This window comes from Acinetobacter bouvetii, assembly GCF_902753875.1.
Lineage (GTDB): Bacteria > Pseudomonadota > Gammaproteobacteria > Pseudomonadales > Moraxellaceae > Acinetobacter > Acinetobacter bouvetii_A.
The window spans coordinates 1-23,929 of sequence record NZ_CADDTS010000043.1; the positions used below are offsets into that span (position 1 = coordinate 1).

Consider the following 23,929-nt stretch of genomic DNA (forward strand, 5'->3'; position numbering starts at 1 on the left):
TCTTCTAGAGTGAGATGAGTATAGTTCATGATGCAACTTTGACTTTGGTCGGTCGGAAGCAAAATGCTAGCTCATCTTGCTTCCTTCCAATAATTTAATCTCTGTTGCACTTCATTTGAGAATCTAAGTGTCTTAAAATTTAAGATCTATAACCATTAGGATTCTGTTTCTGCCAGTTCCAGCTATCTGCCAGCATATCTTCCAACGTATATTGAGGCTTCCAGCCAAGTTCAGCCACAGCACGCGCATTATCAGCAAAAGTCGTTGCTACATCTCCCTCACGTCGTGGTGAAAATTCAAACGGAATAGCGACTCCACTAACTTTTTCAAAACCATTTTTCACTTGCAGCACAGATGAACCCTGTCCGGTACCAATATTCCAGACGCGACAACCTGTTGCATTTAAGCGATTATTCAAGGCACACAGGTGTGCATTGGCTAAATCGACCACATGAATATAGTCACGTACACCGGTGCCATCCACCGTGTCATAATCATGACCAAAAATGGAAAGTTTTTCACGACGACCGACCGCCACTTGCGTCACGTAAGGCATGAGATTATTGGGAATCCCTTGCGGGTCTTCACCCATTCGACCACTTTTATGCGCCCCGACCGGGTTGAAATAACGCAGCAAGGCAATGGACCAACGCTGATCTGCATTTGACAGTTTTTGCAATAATTGTTCAACAATCAGCTTGGTATAACCATAATTATTGCTTGGCATGCCTGTTGGCATCTCTTCATTCAGTGGAGAGACATTCGCTTCATCATATACTGTTGCTGAAGAGCTAAACACCAGATTAAAGACTTCTGCCCGCTCCATGGCTTTGACCAAACTGATTGAACCGGCAATATTATGATCAAAATAAGTCAGAGGAATTTTCTGACTTTCACCGACCGCTTTCAAACCAGCAAAATGAATGACTGCATCAATTGAATATTGCTGAAAGAGCTGATCCAGAACTTGTGCATCACGGATATCCCCTTCTACAAAAGTTAAGCTTTTTCCTGTCAGTTCTTGTACACGTTGCAATGATATTTCTGAGCTGTTACATAGGTTATCGAGAACTACCACTTGATGTCCTGCATTTAATAGTTCTACACAGGTATGCGAGCCGATATAGCCGGCTCCGCCTGTCACCAAAATGTTTGCCATATTATTTCCCAAGCAAAATATCTAAAAGACCACGTGTTGAACTGTCAAAGTCTGAATACTCTTTGGCAGTTCCATTTAAAATTGGCAAAACCTGATTGGCTATTTCTTTACCCTTTTCAACACCCCATTGGTCAAAGGCATTGATGTTCCATAACACCGATTGAACAAAAACTTTATGTTCATACAATGCGACCAACATACCGAGTGTATATGGATTTAATTCTTTCACTAAAATGGTGGTACTTGGCTGATTGCCTTCATACTGCTTGTATTCTTGCAAGGTTTTAACTTCTTCGGTATCCAGTGCCTGATTACCAAATGCCAAAAGACGTGACTGCGCCAAACAGTTCGACAATGCCAAATGATGCTGATCAATTAAGGCATCTGCACTTTCAACATAGGTAAATTGATTCGAAGTATAACGCTGTACCGGTGCAATAAAGTCACAACTCACAGCATGCGTACCCTGATGCAGCAATTGATAAAAGGCATGCTGCGCATTCGGTCCAACTTCACCCCATACAATTGGACAGGTATTGGTTTCCACTTTTTTGCCCGTACGTTGTATCGACTTACCATTCGATTCCATTTCTAACTGTTGCAAATAAGCAGAAAAATACTTCAATCGACCATCATAAGGCAGCACCGCATGGGTCTGGATATCAAGATAATTTAAATTCCATAAACCTAGCACAGCCATCAATACAGGGATATTTTGATGGAATGCTGCATTTTTAAAATGCTCATCGACCGCATAAGCACCCGCTAATAGCTTTTTAAAACCCTCTACACCAATATTCAATGCGATGGGTAAGCCAATACAGGACCAGAGTGAATAGCGACCACCCACCCAGTCCCAAAGCCGGAATTGCTTGTCCGGACAGATTCCCCACTCGGTCATTTTTTCAGGCTTGGTCGAAACCCCAACAAAATGATGACAATTTACAGTTTCTGATTGCCCCAATTGCTTTTCTAACCACTGACGTGCGGTTTGCGCATTATATAAGGTATCAATCGTGCCGAAGGATTTAGAAGAGATAATAAACAGCGTCGTTTCAGGGCGCAGCTGATGCAAAATATCCGAAAGCTGGCTTCCGTCCATTGTCGATACAAAATGCACCTTCAATGGTTTAGCGGTTTTCACTTTAAAATCAGATAGAGCATGACTGACCATCATTGGTCCCAGATCTGAGCCGCCTACGCCAATATTGACCACATCCTGAATCACTTCACCGGTAGCGCCCCGATACTGTCCTGCATGAATTTTTTCCACCAAGGCATACATACGCTCCAGCTGCTCATGCACCTGATCAGCCAGTTTAGGATGAATTTCATCTTTTGGGGGTAAGCGTAAGGCCCAATGCATCGCAGCACGCTGCTCGGTATAGTTAATTTCTTCTTCTGAAAATAAACGCTTGATCCAGGTCGCCAAGTCACGTGCTTTGGCTAGGTCTAAAAGACCGCTCATCACCGACTGGTCGACACGATGCTTACTATAATCAAAAATAAGATCATCAAACTGAACTGAAAAATGTTCAAAACGTTGCTCATTTTCTGCAAAAAAATCATTCAGATGCTTTTGCCCAATGCTTGCACTTAAATCTGTTAAGTGTGACATGGTTGATGTTAAATCTTTTTTGGGAAAAAGATGTAAATTCATCATTATCGACCTACCCCCATATAAGCAAAACCCTGTGCTTTTACATACTCAGGATCATAAATATTGCGTCCATCCAAAATTAGTGGATGCTGCATACGTTGTTTTAGTTGTGCGTAATCAAGCGATCTATATTGTTTCCATGCTGTTAACAGACATAATGCATGTGCCTGATCAACCGCTTGATACTGATCTGAACACAGGATCAAATCATCCCGTTGCCCATATATTTCTTCTATTTCTTCTAATGCCTGCGGATCATGCAGTTTTACCGTCACACCCTGCGCCCATAATGCTTCAAGCATGGTATGAATAGGCGAATAATGTGTACTTGAACTGTTTTCTTTAAACGCAGCACCCCAAATAGCAACCGTTTTACCTGCCAAATTGCCATGGAAATAATTCCACAGTTTCCGAAATAGAAATTCTTTTTGCTGTTCGTTAATATCCCAAACCTGAGCCAAAAGCTGACTTTTAACCCCTGTATTTGACACTGCATTGGTTAAGGTCAAAATATCTTGAGAAAAATTTTCTCCGCCAAAACCGGCACCCGGATAAAGATAAGAACCGCCAATGCGCGTATCGGCAGCCATACCTTCACGTACATAAGCAATATCAACGCCAATTTTTTCTGCAACCACAGCCAGGTCATTCATATAACTGATGCGCGTTGCCAGCATGCCGGAAATACTGAGTTTGGTGAATTCAGCATCCCGCACCGGCATAAAGAGATATTGTTGTGAACGCGGGAATAAGGGTCTCAGCATTTCCTGTATCTGCTGCTGCACCCGGGTACTTTCACAGCCAATAATAAGACGACTCGCACGACTCAGACTTCCTAATGCATGTCCCTCCTGAATGGTATCTGGAAAATAGACCCAGTCATCTTGAGGAAGGAAATCTTTAAAAATTTGTGTCCCGTTTAAGCCAAAGGTAGATGCGTTAATCATCAGTTTAGGATGAATAATGGTCCGTTGTTTCAACTTATGCAGAACATCTCGTGCTAAAGGTTCTTGTACAACATTAAAACTAAAGATATAAACATCCATCTCCAAACTGAGATGTTCAAAATCGCAATACTTGAGAAAGCCACTTTTAAGCTGCTTGTCTAGTGCATCCAATACATCCTGTTCTTTAATGTCAAAAACAGCTGTATGATTAGACTCATGACAGATATAGACCTCATGCCCATATTCTGAAAGTAATGCTGCCATGACTGCAGCATAAAGTGTGGTTCCAAATATTGCGATTTTCATGCGGGTTCTCTTCGCTTATAGTGCTAGCTCTCGGATCATCTCTTTAAAGTCTGCACCCAATACCGGATGGCTTACACCATAGTGTAGAACGGCTTTAAGATAACCCAGTTTACTACCACAATCGAAAGTTTGGCCTTTCATACGATAGGCTTCTACGCTATCGGTTTGTTGCAGCTGAGCAATTGCATCAGTTAACTGAATTTCATTACCCGCACCTTTAGGTGTCTGTTCCAAAAGCTGCATAATTTTGGCAGGCAGTACATAACGCCCTACCACTGAAAGGTTCGATGGTGCTGTTGCAACGCTAGGCTTTTCGACAATACCCTGCATCACAATGCTTTCACCTTCTGCAGGCGAAGCTGCCACATCGACAATGCCATATTGATCGACCAGATGCTCTGGCACAGCTTCAACCATAATCTGTGATGCTGATGACTGATCAAATCTCTGAATCATTAAGCTTAAGTCATTCATTGCAGAATTGTCTTTTACCAATACGTCTGGCAGCAAAACCGCAAAATCATCATCACCAATGACGTCTTTAGCACACAATACAGCATGCCCCAAACCTAAGGGTTGTGGCTGACGCACACTAATAATACTGACATGGGGAGGAAGGATTTCTGTAATTTCTTTTAAGAGATCAAATTTCTTTTTGTTTTCTAATGTCGTTTCAAGCTCAAAGTTACGATCAAAATAATTTTCAATAGATGCCTTAGAGGAATGAGTCACCAAAATAATCTGTTCGATCCCTGCAGCTACCGCCTCGCGTACCACATATTCAATTGCAGGACGGTCGATGACCGTGACCATTTCTTTAGGAATAGATTTACTTGCAGGTAAAAAACGAGTACCCAAACCTGCGACCGGAAGAATTGCTTTTTTGATCATCTCATCACGCTTCTAAGTTTAAATTTACCATTATCTTCATTACAGCCTAAAGCCAGATTTTAATAAATCAACTAAACCGTAGAATTTTAGTTGATATCAATATGCAGCTTTATTAATAAAACCTTTAAATATTGTTAAAAATATAATTTTAAGATCTAGTAGTAGACTCCATGTACGGATGTATTCCAAATCACATTCCACCCGTTTTTCCATTTTATCCAAAGTATCTGTTTCACCACGCCAACCGCGTATTTGAGCCAATCCTGTAATACCAGGTTTTACTTTATGGCGCAGCATATAGCCGGTAATCAGTTTTCTATACTCTTCATTATGTGCTGCAGCATGTGGACGCGGCCCTACAACCGACATATTGCCAATAATGACATTAATAAACTGAGGAAGTTCATCTAGTGAGGTTTTTCTCAGAAAACTACCCACTGGCGTTACCCTTGGATCATTCTTGACCGCCTGTTTTACTTCAGCGCCATTTTCCATAACTGACATGCTTCTGAACTTATAAACCAGTATCGGCTTACCATTTAAGCCATAACGGATTTGTTTAAAGAAAACAGGGCCTTTAGATGTCAGCTTAATCGCAATTGCAATGCATAATAAAATTGGAGAGATCAGAATTAAAATTGCAGATGCCACACAAATATCTTCTACCCGTTTTAAGAAAATATTAATCCCTTTAATCCGCGTATCGATAATAGGGATAATCGGTGTACCATTAATATCTTCAACACGTGAATATAAGAAGTCATAACTAAATAATTCAGGAATAATCACAGTTGAGCATGTCGTGTCCGACAAAATTTTTAGTAAGCTATCTACTTGTTCTATATTGTTTTGATTGGTCACCAGATAAACCTGATTGATATCTTGAGATTGAATTAATGTAACGGCATCTTCTATAGTTCCATTAAATTCAGCTGTATCAAAATCCTGTTTAAAGGAGTAAATACCTAAAGGATTAAATCCAATCCACTCAGATTTTTTTAAATCCTGAAAGAGTTTAAGTGCTTTATCTGAATCCCCAAGAATGACTACATTTCTAGATTTTTTAAATATTTTAAAGAACAGCGCATAAACCAGTCTGATCGCTATTCTCATAGCCCCCATTAAAAATAATACAGCACAAAAATATTGCATGAGAAGTGCAATATCAATATCAGAATAAAACCAGACTAAAGGTAATAACAGTAAAGAACTTAGAAAAATATTTTTGGCACATGCAATCAATTCGTTAAAAAGACTTACACCACGCCATGATCTATAAAAGTCTGTTAAACCGCCTATCAATTGAAAAAAACTGACCATGCTTAAAAATATAAGCATTGCCTTATGGGTAATTTCAAGCGAATTTAAATTAAAAACAACATACAATGCGCCATAAATAGCAATTACATCACAAAATCGTTGTAAAATTGAGACGTAAGACGCGTTTAATCTTGATGCCATCTTAGACCTATAAAGTAAATTTATTATGTATAAAGTATTGTCCAAAGGGTCGGGCAATGAATTAAAAATATATCGCTAGCTCTATTTGAGTGTTATCACTCAATAGTTCTAACTATGATATTGTATTTTACTGAATTATTACATGATATTGATCTTTTTTCTTAATTAAAAATAATGATTATGCATATACATTATTAAATATATGTTTCTAAATACAAAAAAATCATAATTTTAATTTATATTTTTTTACTTGAATATTTGAAATAAATTTATAGTGGTTATAGGATTAGACCTACAAAAACTCAGAGATTAATAGGGTGTGTTGACACTTTTAGCTTAAAAAAATAGCGAAGTAGTAAAATCAAATCGCCAAACCCAATTTTACTATTCGCTATGCCTCGTACCATGCTGACAGATCAACACTGGCAAAAGTTGAAAGTTATTCTGCGTAATTTATCCATTCACCACAACTCAAATTTACGCAATTTTATTGAAGCTATTCTCTATAGAATTAGAACAGGCTGTCCGTGGCGAGATATTCCTTCTTGTTTTGGTCATTCAAACTCTATTTTCAAACGTTTTAATCGTTGGTCAAGCAGCGGTAAGTTACTTAGATTATTCAAATTACTAGCCTCATGCCCCGATATGGAGTGGATTTTTATTGATGGCTCTCATGTACGTGCTCATCAACATTCTGCCGGCATAGCGAATCAATCTATTTCTAAAAGTGTAGGAGGAAACTCCTCAAAAATACATTTGATTGTTGATGCACATGGCAATCCTATTGATTTCATGATTACCGATGGAACCACACATGATGTTAAAGTTGCACCTGATTTAATATCAACATTAGATTTAAAAGAGACAAAAGTGGTATGCGCAGATAAAGGCTATGATTCAGAACCACTGCGTGAACAGATCAGGAAAACAGGGACTAAAGCGAATATACCAAAGAAAACGAATAGCCAATCGAACAATGACCATATGGACTGGTATTTATATAAAATCAGGCATTTAGTTGAAAATATGTTTTGTAGATTAAAGCAATTTAGAGGAATAGCTACTCGATATGACAAGCTCAAAAGAAATTATCAAAGTTCTGTTGCTTTAGCCTGTATATTTTTATGGCTACCTTTATAGGGTTAATTATGAACAGTAAGTGTCAACAGATCCTAATGATACCTGTAATTTTATCTGGTGGTTCCGGTACTCGTCTTTGGCCTCTTTCCCGTTCGAGTTATCCAAAACAATTTTTACCTATTACTGGGGAAAAAACATTATTCCAACAAACACTTGAACGTATTTCTAATTTAAATCAATCATTAATCAATTTCCAAAACCCGATTATTGTCACCACTGAATCACATCGTTTTATTGTTGCAGAGCAACTTCGGCAACAAAATGTCAATGCAAAAATTTTATTAGAACCAATAGCTAAAAATACAGCGCCCGCGATTGCAGCTGCGGCTGAATTGGCACTTTCTTATGGGGAAGACCCTGTTTTACTTATCCTCGCTGCCGATCATGTGATCCAGCAACAAGAGGAGTTTAACAAATCCATTGCAATTGGATTGGCTGCTGCAGAAGCTGGTCAACTGGTCACTTTTGGTGTAGTTCCTACTGCACCGGAAACAGGTTATGGCTATATTAAAGCCGCTGAAACGATTCAGACTGCTGCGACAACTCAACCTTATATAGTTGAAAAATTTGTAGAAAAACCCGATTTAGACACTGCCCAAAAATATGTTGCCGAGGGTTCTTACCTTTGGAACAGTGGCATGTTCATGTTTAAGGCATCTGTATATTTACAGGAACTTGAAAAATACAATCCAGCGATTGCTAAAAATGCCAGAGCTTCTGTTGAGCATAGTAAAAATGACCTGGATTTCGTTCGTCTGGACAAAAACCATTTTGAGCAATCACCTGAAGATTCGATTGACTATGCCGTGATGGAAAAAACGGACAAAGTTGTGGTTGTACCATTGAATGCAAACTGGAGCGATGTGGGTGCATGGAAAAGTGTTTGGGAAGTGAGTGATAAAGACAGTAATGGTAATGTTCTTCGTGGTGATACCATTATTGAAAGTTCTAACAATACCCTTGTACATGCTCAACATCGCTTAGTTAGCGTACTTGGTTTAGATGATGTCATTGTCATTGAAACTTCAGATGCTGTTTTAGTTGCCAACAAAAATAAAGTTCAAGATATTAAGAAAGTTGTTGAAAAGCTCAAAAGTACCCAACGCTCAGAAGTAGAACAGCATCGAAAAGTGTATCGTCCTTGGGGCAGCTATGACTCAATTGACAGCGGTGATCGTTATCTAGTGAAATGCATTGTGGTCAATCCAGGTCAAAAATTGTCTTTGCAGATGCATCATCATCGCGCTGAACACTGGATTGTGGTCAGCGGGACCGCAAAAATCCATAAGGGCAAAGAGTCATTTTTACTCACTGAAAATGAGTCAGTCTATATTCCACTGGGTGAAATTCATGCCTTGGAAAACCCAGGCAAAGTGCCTTTAGAGCTCATAGAAGTACAATCTGGTTCTTACTTAGGTGAGGATGATATTGTACGATTTGAAGATTTGTATGGCCGAGCCTAATAACTTTATTATGTAATTTTAAAATATTAGAATAAATAAAGCTGATTTAACCCTGCTTTATTTATTCTAATTCTGCCTATTAATAGAAAACAAGCTAATTCATTTTAGGTACCTAAAACAAGATTAAAAAAATTCTACGCTACTCTCTTATTTAATATATCCACCTTGCTGAATAATTAAGTCTTCGTACTGTTTCAAAACATTAATCCATGTAAAATCTTTTAGAAAACGGGCTTTCGCTTCATTTTTCATTGTTTCTAACTTAGTAGAATCATGCAATAGCATATCTAATTCTGCCGAGAATGTTGTGGCATCTGAGAAATACACAGCACCCTGACCAGCAACCCATTTATTAAACCGGTTATCATGAGCAATAATTGCATTTCCTGCACCTAAAGCCTCGACCAATGATGGATTTGTTCCCCCAACTTGATGTCCATGAACATAAGCTAAACTATAGTAACGCAACGCCTGTACAATTGACTTATCATAAATAGCACCTACAAAAAGCACTTCATTACTTGCCGCATCTAACACTTTTTTATGAAAAGGATTTGTTGAATCATAATTACCAAGAACTACTAATTTAATTCCCCTTTGTTCTTTCGAAAAACCTTCAACAATTTCTAGCAAAGAGTTTTCAGGCTCTGGGCGAGCGATAACAGTTAAATATCGATTCGGTTCCAATGACCACTTCGCGAGTGGCTCCGGTGAAATATCGACCACGTCCTCCGCACCATATGGAATCATGGTAATCTTTTTAGGATTTGCACGGGTTGATAAATGATTTTTTATTTCAGGATGGTCTGCAACCAAATGGTTTCCTAACCAGCATCCAGCCCAATCATTGAACCAGAACCATAATTTAGCAATTGGCCCCCATTTCGCACGAGACCATTCAATACCATCCATATTAATAATAGAGATAATACCTTTTAGACGTAATAACACTGTAAAGATTGCTGTGTTATATCCTAAAATTAAACACGGCTCTTGCGACTTGGCTGCGTGTAGATTAGTTTTCCAGTCAAAAATAATAGTCCCTAATGGACCAGACTGTTTTACGGGAATATGTATACGCTCTACACCTTCCCATTCATCAGTCCACATTTCTCCATCACCATCTTCCTGACAATAAACTACAGGTTTCCAGCCTTTTTCGACCAAATATAAACATAAATATTCGGCGAATGTTTCAAAACCACCATGTGCTGCTGGTACACCACGAATACCTAAAATACGTAATTTCATTAATTTATCTTCAAAAATTTACAAGGATAATAATTTCTTTAATACTTTATCAGGACGTAGAAAAGATGCCAAACCTAAATAAAATAAACCTTTAAATTTATTATCAGAGAATAAGTATTTTCTATAACATTTAATATGAAGAAAATACCAAATCACAAAAGCTTTATTTGTTTTGGTTGAAAATATTTCATCCCGAATGCGGTACGTTTTTTCAATTGTACTAAAAGGTAATACATTAGATGCACTTCTTTGATGAATACGGTAGCGTAATAAAGGTTCTTTAATGTTGTAAAATTTTGCTCCCGAATTCAGCATACGAGCGAAAATATCATAATCCTCTGCTGGGACATTTGCTTGAATATATGGATTATTTTTAAATAGCTCAGTTTTTGCCATCACTGTAGGGTGTAATACACCATGCTCACCCCTGTGAACAACTTTACTGATCGTTTCATGATCTTGAGGAAAATTTGTTAAACCAATATCTTTACCTGTCTTCGACTGAAAAATTATTGCATCAGAACCAACAACATCTGCTTTTCCACTCTCTAAAATTTCATATTGTTTTACTAAGCGTTCAGGCAAAACAATATCATCTGGGTCTATACGCAAAATATATTTACAAGAAGCTTTTTTAATTCCAGCATTTAAGGCATTTCCAAAACCTTGATTTTGCCCCAAAGGTAAGATAATTAGAGTCGGAATTTCTTTCTCGTACTTATAAGCAATTTCTAATGAATTATCTTTGGAACCATCATCAATAAAAATAAGTTCCATAGGTAATGTTGAACTATTCTTCCAAGCCTCAAAAAAATCCTCAAGGAATGGGGCATTATTATAATTAGCTGCAACAACAGATATATCTAAAATAGAACTTTCATTTTTATTTCTTCTATCTAAATCAATATTAGATGACGTCAACATACAATCTTTCCTTTTACATTCGTAGATGTTTTTATCTTATAAATTAAGAATAAAACAAAATTAAAAATAAATATAAAACTAATATCTGTTAATGCGAAATTGAAATTTGTATAAGTCAATAGGACAATAAACATAAATAACTTAATGACAAAATTTAATCCAATTTTCATTATCAAAAATGATTGATAAGAAAAATATAAAATAAAACCTAATAAACCATAATCAAAATAAAGTACATAAATAGTACTAAAACCAGAGTTATATAACCAAGTTTTATCAATAGGGTTATAATAAGTTAAAGGTCCTTGACCTAACCAACTGATACCTGATTGAAATATCTCACCTATAGGCGCAAAACGAGGGGCCGTAACCCATTCATCTTTTCTATCATAATCATATTGGGCTTGTTGAATAAAATCAAAAATATAACTAGACAAGCTAGTATATGATACAAGTCCCAAAAATATCACCAAAATACCAATTAAGAAACCAAAACCATATTTATATAATCTAGTCTTCTGAAAGAAGAAATTAAGCCAAATAATAGCTAACAATCCTAAAACCACAAATTGTGCAGCTTTTGAATTTCCTAAAAATATTACAATAATACCCATTATAGTAATAATAAATTTATCTCTAAAGTTTGAAGGCAATATATAAACTGCTAATATCATTAGCTCACATACTGTTGCAAGAGCTGCATCTGATTGCAAAAATAATGTACCAAATATAGCATCCTCATACCCGATAGATGCTCTAGAAAAGTCAATATAGCTTTGCGTAAATGTAGATTGTATTATCGTCATAACTACTTGCAAAAATAAAAACCATTTTGATATTTTAAAAAAAATTTCGCTAGTTTTATTAGAATAATTTTTAAAAAATCTTTCTGCATATAATCGACCACTTACCGCTACAATTACAGTACACATTAAGTAATAAAAATATGTCAAAGTATATGATAAAGGAGAGCCATAATAATCATGTAGCAGAAAAATCAATATTATAAAAAATAATAGTGGCCATTCCAATCTGAGAGCTTTCCAACTGGAATAAAACTGAAATACATGTAAAAAAAGAAATAATACTATGAAATTACACAAAGTTGCAGATAAAATTCCAATGTATTGAAGACTTCCTGCCAAAACATACAAAAATATGATAGGCAACAACCATCTTAGAGTACTAATTCTAATTGTAGCTACACTTCTCATTTATGCTTTCTCAAAATTATTTTAAACAAAGAAAATAAACCATGTTTTTTTAAAAAAAATATTATTTTTTGTCTTAGATTTCTGTATATATACTCCACATGAAAAACATAATCACTATCGACTAAATTCAAATAAATATTTTCATAATATTCATAATATTTTTTATCAATATTAGCAATAATGCATAAATCCATTTGATCAACTAAATATTTTTTTAAGCAAGTTTCAGGAAATTTTTGTTTCCATTTCTCTAAAAAACCAATCATTGATTTTATATCAAAATTTCTTCCTGAAACTGCATCATCTCTTTCCAAATGACTTGTTGGAATAGGATTAAAAACCCAGCCTTCTGTTAAATATTGCAATGCCAAAAAGAAATCATAATCTTGATGTCTTTTTAAACTTTCATCCCATTTCAAGTTTTTTAATTTATTTTTATTAACAATATAACTTGATGTTTGAGCAGACCAGCCTGCATTTGAAAAAAGAATATGGTATGGAGTATCAACTAAAGCTATGTCACCGGAAGAATTTACCACTTTCGAATTCCCATAATGAATAATAGCACCACCATAAATACCAGCCTTACTACTTTTATTTAAAATCTTTAAAGAATTTTCAAGATGACAAGGCTCCCACCAATCATCGGAATCCAAAAATGCCACATATTGCGTATTTGCCTGTTCCAGGCCTAAGTTACGAGCATAATTAGCATTCCCAAACTTCTCGGTTTTTAAGCACTGAATATTGATGTCTTTATGATCTACAGAATTAATAATTTCATGTAGTCGTTCTAATTCTTCAATTTTGGAGCCATTGTCAACAAAGAAAATAAATTTAGGAGTTAAGGACTGCTGAATCACAGAATCCAATAATCGTTTGGCATAATTTGAGCGATTATAGAAGGGGATAACTACCGTTAAATCTAATGATTCTGTAGTTTTTACTAAACTCATTCAATCAATCCTAAATTCTTTGAATAAATATTATTAAAAAAGATCTGCGTCTTTTAACAAGTTTGCAATTGCATCTTTTTCTGTAAGCAATAAATCTAATTTTGATTCAATCGGCCATTCAACACCAATCTCAGGATCATTCCACAAAATTGAACGTTCACATTCTTTAGAATAGCAATCTGTGGTCTTGTATAAGAACTGCGTATTATCTTCAAGTGCAATAAACCCATGAGCAAAACCTGCTGGAATCCAGAATTGCTTATGATTTTCCCCACTGAGTTCTACACCCACCCATTGCCCAAAGGTCTCTGAACCTTTACGAATATCAACAGCAACATCCCATGCATTACCTTGCACGACACGCACTAACTTGCCTTGTGCATGTGGATTTAATTGATAATGTAAACCGCGTAATACACCTTTTTTAGAAAAGGAATGATTATCTTGAACAAAATTTGGTACTTCCAAACCACGATTAGATAATGCTTTTTCAAATACTTGCTGGTTAAAACTCTCCATAAACCAGCCACGATCATCCCCAAAAACACGTGGTTCAAAAATTAGTAAATCTTTAATTTTGGTTTCAATTACATTCATTTTTTATGACCTGCTTAAATGATATAAGAGCCTTATAAAAAGGCTCTTTATAAATGGTTATGCTTTGCAGCTATGTTCTTGATGAAGTTTTAATAAGTATTGCCCATAACCGGTCTTCTTAAAGAACTCTCCACGAGCTTTTAGTTGGTCAGCATTAATCCAACCATTGTTAAATGAAATTTCTTCCAGACTTGCAACTTTTAGCCCTTGGCGGTTTTCAATGGTTTGCACAAATTGACTTGCCTCGAGTAACGAGTCATGTGTACCTGTGTCCAACCACGCAAATCCACGTCCCAATACTTCAACATTTAATGCATTTTTTTCCAGATAAATATTATTCACATCAGTAATTTCCAACTCACCACGATGTGAAGGCTTAATATTTTTGGCTATTTCTACAACTTCATTGTCATAGAAATATAAACCTGTTACCGCATAATTCGATTTTGGTTGAGCGGGTTTTTCTTCAATACTTAAAGCTTTACCGTTTGCATCAAAATCGACTACGCCAAAACGTTCAGGATCATTCACATAATAGCCAAACACGGTTGCACCTGAAGCTTGATGAGTGGCACGCTTTAGCTGTTCACTAAAATGCTGGCCATAAAAAATATTATCGCCCAGAATCAGACAAACATTATCTTCGCCAATAAACTCTTCACCCAAGATAAAAGCTTGAGCCAAACCATCCGGTGATGGCTGAACTTTATATGACAACTGAATACCAAGCTCTTCACCTGTGCCTAATAACTTTTCAAAGTTTGGTAAATCTTCAGGGGTAGAAATAATTAAAATCTCACGAATACCAGCCAACATTAATACAGATAAAGGATAATAAATCATTGGCTTATCATAAATTGGCAACAGTTGTTTGGATGTGCCCATTGTAATCGGGTATAAACGTGTCCCCGACCCACCGGCTAAAATAATACCTTTACGTTTTGTTGAAGTTGTCATGTTATAAAATCTCATCAATAACTTGAGCCACACCCTGCTGCCAATGCGGTAGATGAAGCTTAAATGTCTGTTGTAACTTTTGTGTATTTAGTCGTGAATTTAAAGGGCGTTGTGCTGGTGTTGGATAAACTGTCGTTTCAATTGGATTTAACTTTTGTACAGCCAAAGTCATGCCACTTTTACGCGCTTGTTCAAAAATATAATTTGCATAGTCATACCATGTGGTTTCACCAGATGGCGCTAAATGATAATGACCATGTAACTGCTGCTGTTGCTCTACACTTTGTAAAAAATAGTAACGTATTGCTTGCGCAGTTACGTCTGCAATTAGAGCAGCTCCAGTAGGCACACCCACTTGGTCATGGATAATACTTAGCTCTTCCTTACTTTGTGCCAGCTTTAACATGGTTTTAATAAAGTTATGACCATGTGTGGCATAGACCCAACAGGTTCGAAAATTTATAAAACGTACTTGGCTCATCTCTAAGGCAATTTCACCATCACGCTTGGTCTGACCATAATAATTCACTGGTTGTATAGGTGCCTCTTCGACCCAAGATGTTGTACCCGTGCCATCAAAAACATAATCAGTCGAGTAATGAATGAATAACACATCTTGCTGATGACATAAGCCTGCCAAATGAGCAACTGCTTGATGATTAATTAAATCTGCTTGTTCTCTATCAGATTCAGCCTTATCTACTGCAGTATAAGCTGTAGCATTTACCACAACATCGGGCCTGATTTCATTTAATACATGCTGAATTGCATCAAAATTTGAAATATCACCACAAAGCCATTGTTCGTTATTTGAACGATCCAGAGCAGTAACTTCACCCAAAGGCTGTAAAGCACGCTGTAATTCCCAGCCAACCTGCCCGTTTTTTCCTAAGATCAAAATTTTCATTACGTCTATCAAGCCTTTTCAGTTTGATATTGCTGTTTGATCCAATTTTGATATTCACCACTTTGAATACGTGCAACCCATTTTTGGTTACTCAAATACCATTCAACTGTTTTACGTAAACCCGTAGCAAAACTCTCTTGAGGCACCCAACCTAAATCTTTTTGAATTTTACTGGCATCAATGGCATAACGTAAATCATGTCCTGGACGATCAGTCACATAGGTAATCAGGTCTTGATAGTGCTCAACACCTTCAGGTTTATTCGGTGCCAATTCCTCTAACAGTGCACAAATCGTTTTCACGACATCAATATTTTTTTGCTCATTATGTCCACCAATATTGTAAGTTTCACCAACAGTTGCTTCAGTAACAACTTTATATAAAGCTCGTGCATGATCTTCAACAAATAACCAATCACGAATTTGATGACCATTACCATATACAGGTAAAGCTTTACCCACTAAAGCATTCTGGATAATCAGTGGAATTAATTTTTCAGGAAAATGATAAGGACCATAGTTATTCGAACAGTTGGTTATAACCACCGGTAAACCATATGTACGATACCAAGCACGCACTAAATGATCTGAACTGGCTTTACTTGCTGAATAAGGCGAACTTGGTGCATAAGGGGTTGTTTCAAGGAATAAATCCTCTGTTCCCTCTAGGTCACCATACACTTCATCAGTTGAAATATGATGAAAACGGAATGCTTGCTTTTTACCTTCAGACAAGGTGTTCCAATATTGCCGAGTTGCTTCTAAAAGCTGGTAAGTACCAATAATATTCGTTTCAATAAAATCTGCTGGGCCTGAGATTGAACGATCTACATGTGACTCGGCAGCTAGATGCATTACCGCATCAGGTTGGAATTTTTGCAGCAATTGATCTACTGCAGCACGATCACAAATATCTGTTTGTGAAAATGTATAGCGTTCACTATCTTCTATTGCTGCTAAAGACTCTAAATTACCTGCATAAGTTAATTTATCTAAATTTAATACGTGATTATCTGTATTTTGAATAATATGGCGTACTACAGCAGAACCAATAAAACCCGCACCACCAGTAATTAATAGCTTCATTTTCAACTCGAAGTATATAGTTTATTAAACAAGATTTATAAGCAGCAAACTAATTTACTTTTTTCTCTAAGTGTTGATTAATGTTTTCAATAATCAATTTCCACATTTGATCTACTTTATTTTTTAGTTCATTAGCTGCAGATTGAATTTGTTTAGAACGTTCTACATAAGTTACCTGATTTGAAAAAATAGTGATCTGCTTTTCCAAACTTGTTAAATCCGCCAAGTTATCAATTAATCCATCTCTATTAGAGAAATCTGCAAATAACTCTGGATACTTATGCGACCAACCCGCACCAATACACGGAACTCCTTGTGACATGGTACTTACTAATGCATGGAATCTAGAACCAATAACAAACTGAGCCTGCCCCAAGATCCATTTCAACACTCGTGGGTCTTGATGCTGAATGGCCTCAATATTGCTATAATTTTCTCCTAATGTAGCAACAACTTTAAGGTCTTCTTTTGCATCATGAATTAGAAATAAAGGAACTAATCCATTTTTTAAAATAAGCTCAATTGATTTCTTTAAAAAATTTAAATAAGCCTCAGGATCATCTGACTTATCTAACATACGTAAATTAGGTACAATAGCTACAAATTTTTCTGGTAACTGAATGCTAGAGTTCTCCAATGGCTTAACCGCAATTGTAAAATCTGGGCTTAATTTAAGTTTGTTCGATAAATCTATTAAAGGCTCACTATATTTGTAAGATTGCTCATCTCGAGCAAATACAATATCTGCTCTAGAAAATAATTTTTTGGTCCAATCGCTAACATCTTTTTTTTCAAATTTACCTAAAGCCTGAGGCATTAAAATAAGACTTTGATGAACCCTATGTTTTGCAATCATTTTTTGAAAAAGATGCTTAGGAAAATATTCTCCCCATTGATCAGAAAATGCAAAGCCAGAAGCATCTAAAACAACATCCACCTTTTTTGATTTAATAATTTTTCCAGTTAAACCTGCTATAGTTAGTGAAAATACTGCTCTCTTTGCCAACAACTCTAAAGTAGAACTAGTAAAAAAACCATAACGACTAATATCACTAGGGAATCCAAAAGTTGAAGGAACAACAATTTTAGCATTTGGGTATAGCGACCAAATTTTCTCAGAAATTGCAATTGCCATTAACTCAGCACCACGATTGTGAATACCTGTACCATGAATTTCAATAATTGGAGTAGTATTTTTAATCATTTCATATGTCCATCAAAATTATACTTTACTAGTAATTCAATAGGTTTCTTCATTGAATTTGCAACCATACCCTCCATGTCTGCATAACCAAATGCAATTAGCATAATAGGTCGCTCATCAGCTTCTAATTTCAAAAAATCAGACATTTTTTTTTCAAGTTCCGGTACTTCAGGCCAATTTAGGCAACATGAACTTATCCCTTGAACTTCTAGAGCATAGATAAAAGACATAATAGCCAAAGATCCATCTATATAAATTAAATGACGATCACGCTCATCAAAATAGTTCCGCAATTTTCCAACAACTACTGCTAAATTAGTAACTTGATGCCCAAAACCACCACTACCCATAGGCAACTTAATCAATTCAGAAACTAATGCTTGATCATCAAAAATACGAAATTCGTAAGGCTGTCTATTACATGCAGTAGGTGAATAAGAAGCAATACAAACTGCTTTCTCTATAATGGATCTATCCACTTTTTTAGGCAAAAACCATCTTACAGAACGTCTATATTTAACTAGATTTAACATCTGATCATAGCTAATATCAGGTGCATTTATTAAAGAACGTTTATATGGAATACTCTTTTCTTCTTTAGAAAAAATATTTAATTTTTTATTTGTATTTTTAACAATATTTCTTAAAGGTTCTATTTTAGGATGCATAGGAGTAATTAACATATATTCACTAATTACATCCCGTGCCCAGGTTAACTCTCTTATTTCTGAATCGGATTGAACTGCTCTTTCATAAGCGTATACCGTATCTTCTATATAATCCAAGCCAAACGGAACTCTACGTGGCTGCATCAATAGACCTTTTTCCAGTCGATGTACATTTCTTCTAAGCAAACTAGTATTAGTAGAAGGATTCTTTAAAGATTCATTATATCTTTTTTTACCAGCAAGGACTGCTCGATGTTCCCAGCTAAATTTAAAGCGCAACAAATAATATAAGTTTGATAATAAGAAACTTTTAACTGAGATATCAACTAAAAAACCATCAATTTTTTTCAGATTTTTTTTAACATATTTCTTAATAGTATTTAAACTCATGTCTTAATCACCTTAGCTAATTTCTTAAAACCTAGAATTGTCTTTAACCCGCCAGGTAACATAATAATCACCAAAATTAATATTATAAAAAATACAAAAGCAGAAATAATAGTATGTAGAAGTATAGAATTTACAATAAAGTTAAGCATAATATTAAATGACAATAAAGCAGCCATAATAGATGATACTACGGGAACAAGTATAGGAATAAAAAAATCAATTGGACTTAAAGGAGTTCCTTTAAAGAAATACCATAATGAAGGATATAAAATAGCATAGTTTACAATTGCATAAGATATAGCTATCCCTTCCGCCCCCCATTTAACCCCCAATATAAAGGCAACACTAACACATAAGGTATTAACTATACCCCATATCACATATTTTTTAGATAAACCTAAACTTAATAAAACTAGACCTCTCAAACTTGCAACAGCTTGTATAAATCCACTAATACCTAGCAGAACAAATATTGGAACTACCCCACTCCATCCCTTACCTAATGCAAGATATATAATATTTTCAGCATTAACAACAAGAAAAGCCATTAATGGCATTGACAAAAAAGCCAATAATGTTGCTATATTTTTATAATAGGCCTTGTAACTATCAGGGTCATCCTGCAAACGACTTAATACTGGTAGTGCAATAGCATTTATAGGTTCCCTTAAACTCGATATAGGCAACATCATGAGCTGATAAGCACGACTATACAAACCTAAAATCAAAGGCCCCCATACTCGTCCAATTAAAATATTGTCTAAATTTCTATGAAAATAATTTAATATTTCAAATAAAGTAACGTTCAGACCAAAATTAATAAGATCTCTAGTACCTTCAACTATTTTTGGCTTACTCGGTGTAAATGAGGAACCTCTAAAATATAGACATGTTGTCGCAATTGCCCCGATAACTGTTCCCCATGCGAGAGACCAAAAACCATAACCTAAATATGCCATCCCAATTGAGGTTAATAATGTTATTGCTGCACCAACAATATCAGCAATGACTTTTGGTTTTAAATTTAACTCACGTTGCAGTAATGCAGCATGTTGTGCACCAATACTTGCTATTACAAAAGTGATTGCGAGCAACATCACTACAGGTTGTAATTCAGGATGATTATAAAAACTAGCAATAAATGGTGATAAGGCAATCGTGAGTAAAGTTAAAAATACACCTATACCTGTATTTAACCAAAATAAAGTGTTAATTTGCTTATATTCTAAATCTTTCTTTTGAATAACTGCCGTTGATAAACCCATGTCACGGAAAATACCCATAAATGCAGTAATGGCTGTCACCATTGCAATTAGACCAAAATCTGTAGGACTAAGTAGACGTGATAAAACAATAATTGATGAAATTTGAATAACAATAGTAAGCAGACGGGAAGATATAGTTAATACCCCTCCTTTTATTGCTTTCTTCTTGATATCTTTAAGATCTATATTTGCTGACATCCGTATTAATCCGAACCAAACAAATCGCGAGTAAAAACTTTATCTAGTACATCATTAAGATCAGCTACAATCCGGTTAGCAACAATCACGTCTGACACTTCTTTAAATTTCTCCAGATCGTGGATGACACTTGAATTAAAAAAAGTTTCTTCATTTAATACAGGCTCATAAATCACAATCTCGATACCTTTGGCCTTTAAGCGCTTCATGACCCCCTGAATTGCCGACTGCCTAAAGTTATCGCTACCTGCCTTCATCACTAAACGGTAAATACCTACTGTTTTAGGCTGTTTAGCTAGAATTTGCTCTGCAACAAAATCCTTGCGAGTCGTATTAGACTGGATAATGGCGGAAATTAAATTCTGAGGAATATCCTGATAGTTTGCCAATAACTGTTTGGTATCTTTAGGCAGACAATATCCCCCATAACCAAATGAAGGATTATTATAGTGCGTCCCAATACGGGGGTCTAAACCCACCGCCTGAATAATATCCTTGGCATTTAAACCGCGAATCGCACAATAGCTATCAAGTTCATTAAAATAGGCTACCCGCATGGCTAAATAAGTATTTGAAAAAAGTTTTACCGCTTCCGCTTCTGTCGCATCCATTAAAAGAACATCTACATCTTCCTTTAAGCATGCATTTTTAAACAGATTGCCAATTTTGTTTCCAATTTCAGATTTATCACCAACAACAATACGGGAAGGATATAAATTATCAAATAAGGCTTTTCCTTCACGTAAAAACTCTGGAGAAAATACTATTTTTAAAGCAGGGAATTGATCCTGCATTTTTTCAGTAAAACCTACAGGTATGGTTGATTTTATAATGATAATCGCTGTGCTTTTAATTTTGTTTAAATCTGACAATACTTGTTCAATTGAACTGGTATCAAAATAATTTGTCGTTTCATCATAATTTGTAGGTGTCGCAACAATAATATAATCCGCATCACCATAAGCCAAATCTTGCTCTAAAGTCGCAGAAAAATTTGTTTGATTAACCAAATACTGTTCAATTAATTCATCTTGTATTGGTGACTTCTTTTTATGTAATAGATTAACACGCGATGCATCTATATCTAAGGCGATAACTTGATGCTTCTGACTAAATAACATGGCATTTGAAAGCCCCACATAACCCGTGCCAACAACGGTTATCTTAAACATCAATACTCACCATTTATTAATAAATTTAGGACTCACTTTCAATTTACGCATGATTATGATGTTTCATCCTGTATCTTGAAGATAACTAGAGAACATGCAAAAAATACAAAACTAGTGAATCATTTAATATAAAACTCAAATTATTTATCTTTAAAAGAGATTAAATTAATTCAATCTCTAATATATAAAATCAGGTATGATCATTGTATGGGGATATAATATACATTTATCCCACCTAAATCACATTAATTTGACAGTATTTTATTGTTATTTTTATATCCATCAACATAATTTTCAAAAATTAACAATACACTATCTATATCTATTTCATGCACATAACCTTGTTGCATTTGATCAAAAATTAATGAAATCTCACTCAATTCATAATATTTTTCATAAGATTTTAAAATCCGCTCATGCGATGTTGTTTCAGTATCCTCTTGATCTATCAACAATTCCTCATACAGTTTTTCCCCAGGACGCAATCCGGTAAATTGAATTTTAATATCTCCAAACCCTTTATCATCTATAGGTTTAAACCCACTTAAACGAATCATTTGCTTGGCTAAATCGACAATTTTCACTGGCTCGCCCATATCCAGCAAAAATACGTCTCCACCAGTACCCATTGCACCAGCCTGAATCACCAGCTGTGCAGCTTCAGGAATAGTCATAAAGTACCGTGTTACCTCCGGATCAGTTACTGTCACCGGCCCACCTTGGGCAATCTGCTTTTTAAACAGCGGGACCACGGAACCAGAAGAGCCTAAAACATTGCCAAAACGTACTATACTGATTTGTGTTTGCGGTTTTGTTGCAGCCAAACCCTGACAATACAGTTCCGCCATGCGTTTGGATGCACCCATCACATTGGTTGGACGCACCGCTTTATCCGTTGAAATCAGGATAAAAATTTCCACCCCCTGATTCACCGCTGCATCGACACTGCGGGCAGTACCAATCGAAGTGTTATAAATGCCTTCATAAGGATTGGCCTCCACCAAAGGCACATGCTTATACGCTGCCGCATGGTAAACAGTTTGTACTGCGTATTGATGCAATATCCGTTCCAGTTTCACCTGATTGGTCACCGAACCCAAAACCGGAATCACCTGAATATTGGAATCTTGCAGTTCACGATCAATCGAATACAGGGCAAATTCCGACATTTCATACAGCACCACAAGCTTCGGCTGATGTTTGACAATCTGACGACATAACTCAGAGCCTATCGAGCCCCCTGCCCCGGTCACCATCACCACTTTATTTTTAATGTTTTTTTCTAAAAGTTCCGGTTTAGGGGGTACAGGATCACGACCCAGCAAATCCACAATATCTACTTCACGGATATCGGAGACTTTCACTTTACCGTCCACCAGTTGGGTGACCCCCGGCAACTCCATAATTTTGACCTGGGCCTGCTCAAAAGACTCAATCAGCTCTTTTTTACGCGCTCTGCCAACCGAGGGCATGGCCAATAAAATTTCTTCAATATGAAATTTACCTAATTTAACCAAGGCTTTTTTAGGTGCATAAATTTTTAAACCACTCAAGGACTGACCTTGTAGGGATGCCTTATCATCAATAAAACAAATGGGCAGATAATCATCCGAGCGGTGCAAGGCAGCGGCAATCTGTTGACCTGCAAGCCCGGCGCCATAAATTGCCACGCGTTTGCGGTTTTGTTTTTTGGCAAAAGTGCGCAGCGTTGCATAACGAATCACTGCCCGGCTCCACCACATCCATGAAAACAGCACAAAGCCGTACATGAGTGGAATACTCATGGGAATAAATGCCAGATTGAGTTTTTTGATGGCATATAAAGCGACAATCTGGATAAAGGTCGCAATAGATAAACGCAGTAAATAATCTTCATTAAATGAACGCACAATGGCGCTATAAATACCCAATAAGGTAAAAATCAGGATGCCGAACACCCCAACATAGACATACCAAAAATCCAGTCCGGGCATCACTGCAACGCTCGGTTTTGCCAAACGGATGGCATAAACCAGCCACATGATCAAAGGCAACACACAGATATCCATCGCCACCAACACGATTTGTTTTTGACGACGCGGCAAAGATGCTAAATATCGGATAATGTCTTTCAC

At 36.2% G+C, this 23,929-nt stretch carries 19 protein-coding genes and 1 pseudogene; 2 read left to right on the top strand and 18 right to left on the bottom strand.

The window, feature by feature from the left end:
• Nucleotides 1-139 precede the first annotated feature (139 nt).
• From galE to FB6_RS13040, 5 genes are all read right to left on the bottom strand, one after another.
• Nucleotides 140-1,159, bottom strand: coding sequence for a UDP-glucose 4-epimerase GalE (gene galE, locus FB6_RS13020; RefSeq protein WP_174560389.1), 1,020 nt, complete (start codon nt 1,157-1,159; stop codon nt 140-142).
• A 1-nt stretch (nt 1,160) separates the two neighbouring features.
• On the bottom strand, nt 1,161-2,777 hold the full coding sequence (gene pgi, locus FB6_RS13025) for a glucose-6-phosphate isomerase (protein WP_254592246.1): 1,617 nt from the start codon (nt 2,775-2,777) through the stop codon (nt 1,161-1,163).
• A gap of 44 nt (nt 2,778-2,821) precedes the next feature.
• A complete protein-coding gene (locus FB6_RS13030) occupies nt 2,822-4,072 on the bottom strand; it encodes a nucleotide sugar dehydrogenase (RefSeq protein ID WP_174560391.1) in 1,251 nt (416 codons plus the stop codon).
• A 15-nt stretch (nt 4,073-4,087) separates the two neighbouring features.
• Entirely contained in the window at nt 4,088-4,963 is an 876-nt protein-coding gene (galU, locus tag FB6_RS13035) for a UTP--glucose-1-phosphate uridylyltransferase GalU (protein ID WP_174560392.1), read from the bottom strand.
• 96 nt (nt 4,964-5,059) lie between these two features.
• Nucleotides 5,060-6,424 carry an undecaprenyl-phosphate glucose phosphotransferase gene (locus FB6_RS13040; protein ID WP_174560393.1) on the bottom strand — a complete coding sequence of 455 codons (1,365 nt, stop codon included), beginning with the start codon at nt 6,422-6,424 and terminating at the stop codon, nt 5,060-5,062.
• A 393-nt stretch (nt 6,425-6,817) separates the two neighbouring features.
• Between FB6_RS13040 and FB6_RS13045 the strand changes: the two are divergent.
• A pseudogene (locus FB6_RS13045) lies at nt 6,818-7,583 on the top strand (IS5-like element ISAba31 family transposase).
• A 16-nt stretch (nt 7,584-7,599) separates the two neighbouring features.
• A complete protein-coding gene (locus FB6_RS13050; RefSeq protein WP_174560452.1) occupies nt 7,600-9,027 on the top strand; it encodes a mannose-1-phosphate guanylyltransferase/mannose-6-phosphate isomerase in 1,428 nt (475 codons plus the stop codon).
• Nucleotides 9,028-9,174: 147 nt separating this feature from the next.
• Here FB6_RS13050 and FB6_RS13055 read toward each other — a convergent pair whose 3' ends face one another.
• The 13 genes from FB6_RS13055 to FB6_RS13115 all read right to left on the bottom strand — a co-directional run bounded on the left by FB6_RS13055 (nt 9,175) and on the right by FB6_RS13115 (nt 23,929).
• The gene (locus FB6_RS13055) at nt 9,175-10,278 is read right to left on the bottom strand and encodes a DUF1972 domain-containing protein (protein ID WP_174560394.1); all 1,104 of its coding nucleotides are present in this window, start codon (nt 10,276-10,278) and stop codon (nt 9,175-9,177) included.
• Nucleotides 10,279-10,296: 18 nt separating this feature from the next.
• Complete coding sequence (locus FB6_RS13060; protein ID WP_174560395.1) at nt 10,297-11,202, bottom strand: glycosyltransferase family 2 protein; 906 nt, start codon at nt 11,200-11,202, stop codon at nt 10,297-10,299.
• Nucleotides 11,196-12,233 (bottom strand): hypothetical protein, encoded by a 1,038-nt coding sequence (locus FB6_RS13065; protein ID WP_217427345.1) that lies wholly within the window; start codon nt 12,231-12,233, stop codon nt 11,196-11,198. Before FB6_RS13065 ends, FB6_RS13060 begins: the two co-directional genes overlap by 7 nt.
• Before the next feature lie 179 nt (nt 12,234-12,412).
• Nucleotides 12,413-13,372, bottom strand: a complete 960-nt coding sequence (locus FB6_RS13070) for a glycosyltransferase family 2 protein (protein WP_174560397.1) — start codon at nt 13,370-13,372, stop codon at nt 12,413-12,415.
• 33 nt (nt 13,373-13,405) lie between these two features.
• On the bottom strand, nt 13,406-13,969 hold the full coding sequence (gene rfbC / locus FB6_RS13075) for a dTDP-4-dehydrorhamnose 3,5-epimerase (RefSeq protein WP_174560398.1): 564 nt from the start codon (nt 13,967-13,969) through the stop codon (nt 13,406-13,408).
• A 57-nt stretch (nt 13,970-14,026) separates the two neighbouring features.
• Nucleotides 14,027-14,926 (bottom strand): glucose-1-phosphate thymidylyltransferase RfbA, encoded by a 900-nt coding sequence (rfbA, locus tag FB6_RS13080; protein WP_174560399.1) that lies wholly within the window; start codon nt 14,924-14,926, stop codon nt 14,027-14,029.
• Between the two features lies 1 nt (nt 14,927).
• Nucleotides 14,928-15,833, bottom strand: a complete 906-nt coding sequence (gene rfbD / locus FB6_RS13085) for a dTDP-4-dehydrorhamnose reductase (RefSeq protein ID WP_174560400.1) — start codon at nt 15,831-15,833, stop codon at nt 14,928-14,930.
• A gap of 8 nt (nt 15,834-15,841) precedes the next feature.
• Complete coding sequence (gene rfbB, locus FB6_RS13090) at nt 15,842-16,918, bottom strand: dTDP-glucose 4,6-dehydratase (RefSeq protein ID WP_174560401.1); 1,077 nt, start codon at nt 16,916-16,918, stop codon at nt 15,842-15,844.
• A gap of 49 nt (nt 16,919-16,967) precedes the next feature.
• Nucleotides 16,968-18,122 carry a polysaccharide pyruvyl transferase family protein gene (locus FB6_RS13095; RefSeq protein WP_174560402.1) on the bottom strand — a complete coding sequence of 385 codons (1,155 nt, stop codon included), beginning with the start codon at nt 18,120-18,122 and terminating at the stop codon, nt 16,968-16,970.
• Nucleotides 18,119-19,180 carry a nitroreductase family protein gene (locus FB6_RS13100; protein WP_174560403.1) on the bottom strand — a complete coding sequence of 354 codons (1,062 nt, stop codon included), beginning with the start codon at nt 19,178-19,180 and terminating at the stop codon, nt 18,119-18,121. Before FB6_RS13100 ends, FB6_RS13095 begins: the two co-directional genes overlap by 4 nt.
• Nucleotides 19,177-20,643 carry a lipopolysaccharide biosynthesis protein gene (locus tag FB6_RS13105; protein WP_174560404.1) on the bottom strand — a complete coding sequence of 489 codons (1,467 nt, stop codon included), beginning with the start codon at nt 20,641-20,643 and terminating at the stop codon, nt 19,177-19,179. Before FB6_RS13105 ends, FB6_RS13100 begins: the two co-directional genes overlap by 4 nt.
• 5 nt (nt 20,644-20,648) lie before the next feature.
• Nucleotides 20,649-21,815 (bottom strand): nucleotide sugar dehydrogenase, encoded by a 1,167-nt coding sequence (locus tag FB6_RS13110; protein WP_174560405.1) that lies wholly within the window; start codon nt 21,813-21,815, stop codon nt 20,649-20,651.
• 245 nt (nt 21,816-22,060) lie between these two features.
• Entirely contained in the window at nt 22,061-23,929 is a 1,869-nt protein-coding gene (locus FB6_RS13115) for a polysaccharide biosynthesis protein (RefSeq protein WP_174560406.1), read from the bottom strand.

Excerpts from the sequence above, each read along its gene's own strand:
- galE (WP_174560389.1), bottom strand. The coding sequence starts at position 1,159 with ATGGCAAACATTTTGGTGACAGGCGGAGCCGGCTATATCGGCTCGCAT.
- pgi (WP_254592246.1), bottom strand. The coding sequence starts at position 2,777 with ATGTCACACTTAACAGATTTAAGTGCAAGCATTGGGCAAAAGCATCTG.
- FB6_RS13030 (WP_174560391.1), bottom strand. The coding sequence starts at position 4,072 with ATGAAAATCGCAATATTTGGAACCACACTTTATGCTGCAGTCATGGCA.
- galU (WP_174560392.1), bottom strand. The coding sequence starts at position 4,963 with ATGATCAAAAAAGCAATTCTTCCGGTCGCAGGTTTGGGTACTCGTTTT.
- FB6_RS13040 (WP_174560393.1), bottom strand. The coding sequence starts at position 6,424 with ATGGCATCAAGATTAAACGCGTCTTACGTCTCAATTTTACAACGATTT.
- FB6_RS13050 (WP_174560452.1), top strand. The coding sequence starts at position 7,600 with ATGATACCTGTAATTTTATCTGGTGGTTCCGGTACTCGTCTTTGGCCT.
- FB6_RS13055 (WP_174560394.1), bottom strand. The coding sequence starts at position 10,278 with ATGAAATTACGTATTTTAGGTATTCGTGGTGTACCAGCAGCACATGGT.
- FB6_RS13060 (WP_174560395.1), bottom strand. The coding sequence starts at position 11,202 with ATGTTGACGTCATCTAATATTGATTTAGATAGAAGAAATAAAAATGAA.
- FB6_RS13070 (WP_174560397.1), bottom strand. The coding sequence starts at position 13,372 with ATGAGTTTAGTAAAAACTACAGAATCATTAGATTTAACGGTAGTTATC.
- rfbC (WP_174560398.1), bottom strand. The coding sequence starts at position 13,969 with ATGAATGTAATTGAAACCAAAATTAAAGATTTACTAATTTTTGAACCA.
- rfbA (WP_174560399.1), bottom strand. The coding sequence starts at position 14,926 with ATGACAACTTCAACAAAACGTAAAGGTATTATTTTAGCCGGTGGGTCG.
- rfbD (WP_174560400.1), bottom strand. The coding sequence starts at position 15,833 with ATGAAAATTTTGATCTTAGGAAAAAACGGGCAGGTTGGCTGGGAATTA.
- rfbB (WP_174560401.1), bottom strand. The coding sequence starts at position 16,918 with ATGAAGCTATTAATTACTGGTGGTGCGGGTTTTATTGGTTCTGCTGTA.
- FB6_RS13095 (WP_174560402.1), bottom strand. The coding sequence starts at position 18,122 with ATGATTAAAAATACTACTCCAATTATTGAAATTCATGGTACAGGTATT.
- FB6_RS13100 (WP_174560403.1), bottom strand. The coding sequence starts at position 19,180 with ATGAGTTTAAATACTATTAAGAAATATGTTAAAAAAAATCTGAAAAAA.
- FB6_RS13105 (WP_174560404.1), bottom strand. The coding sequence starts at position 20,643 with ATGTCAGCAAATATAGATCTTAAAGATATCAAGAAGAAAGCAATAAAA.
- FB6_RS13110 (WP_174560405.1), bottom strand. The coding sequence starts at position 21,815 with ATGTTTAAGATAACCGTTGTTGGCACGGGTTATGTGGGGCTTTCAAAT.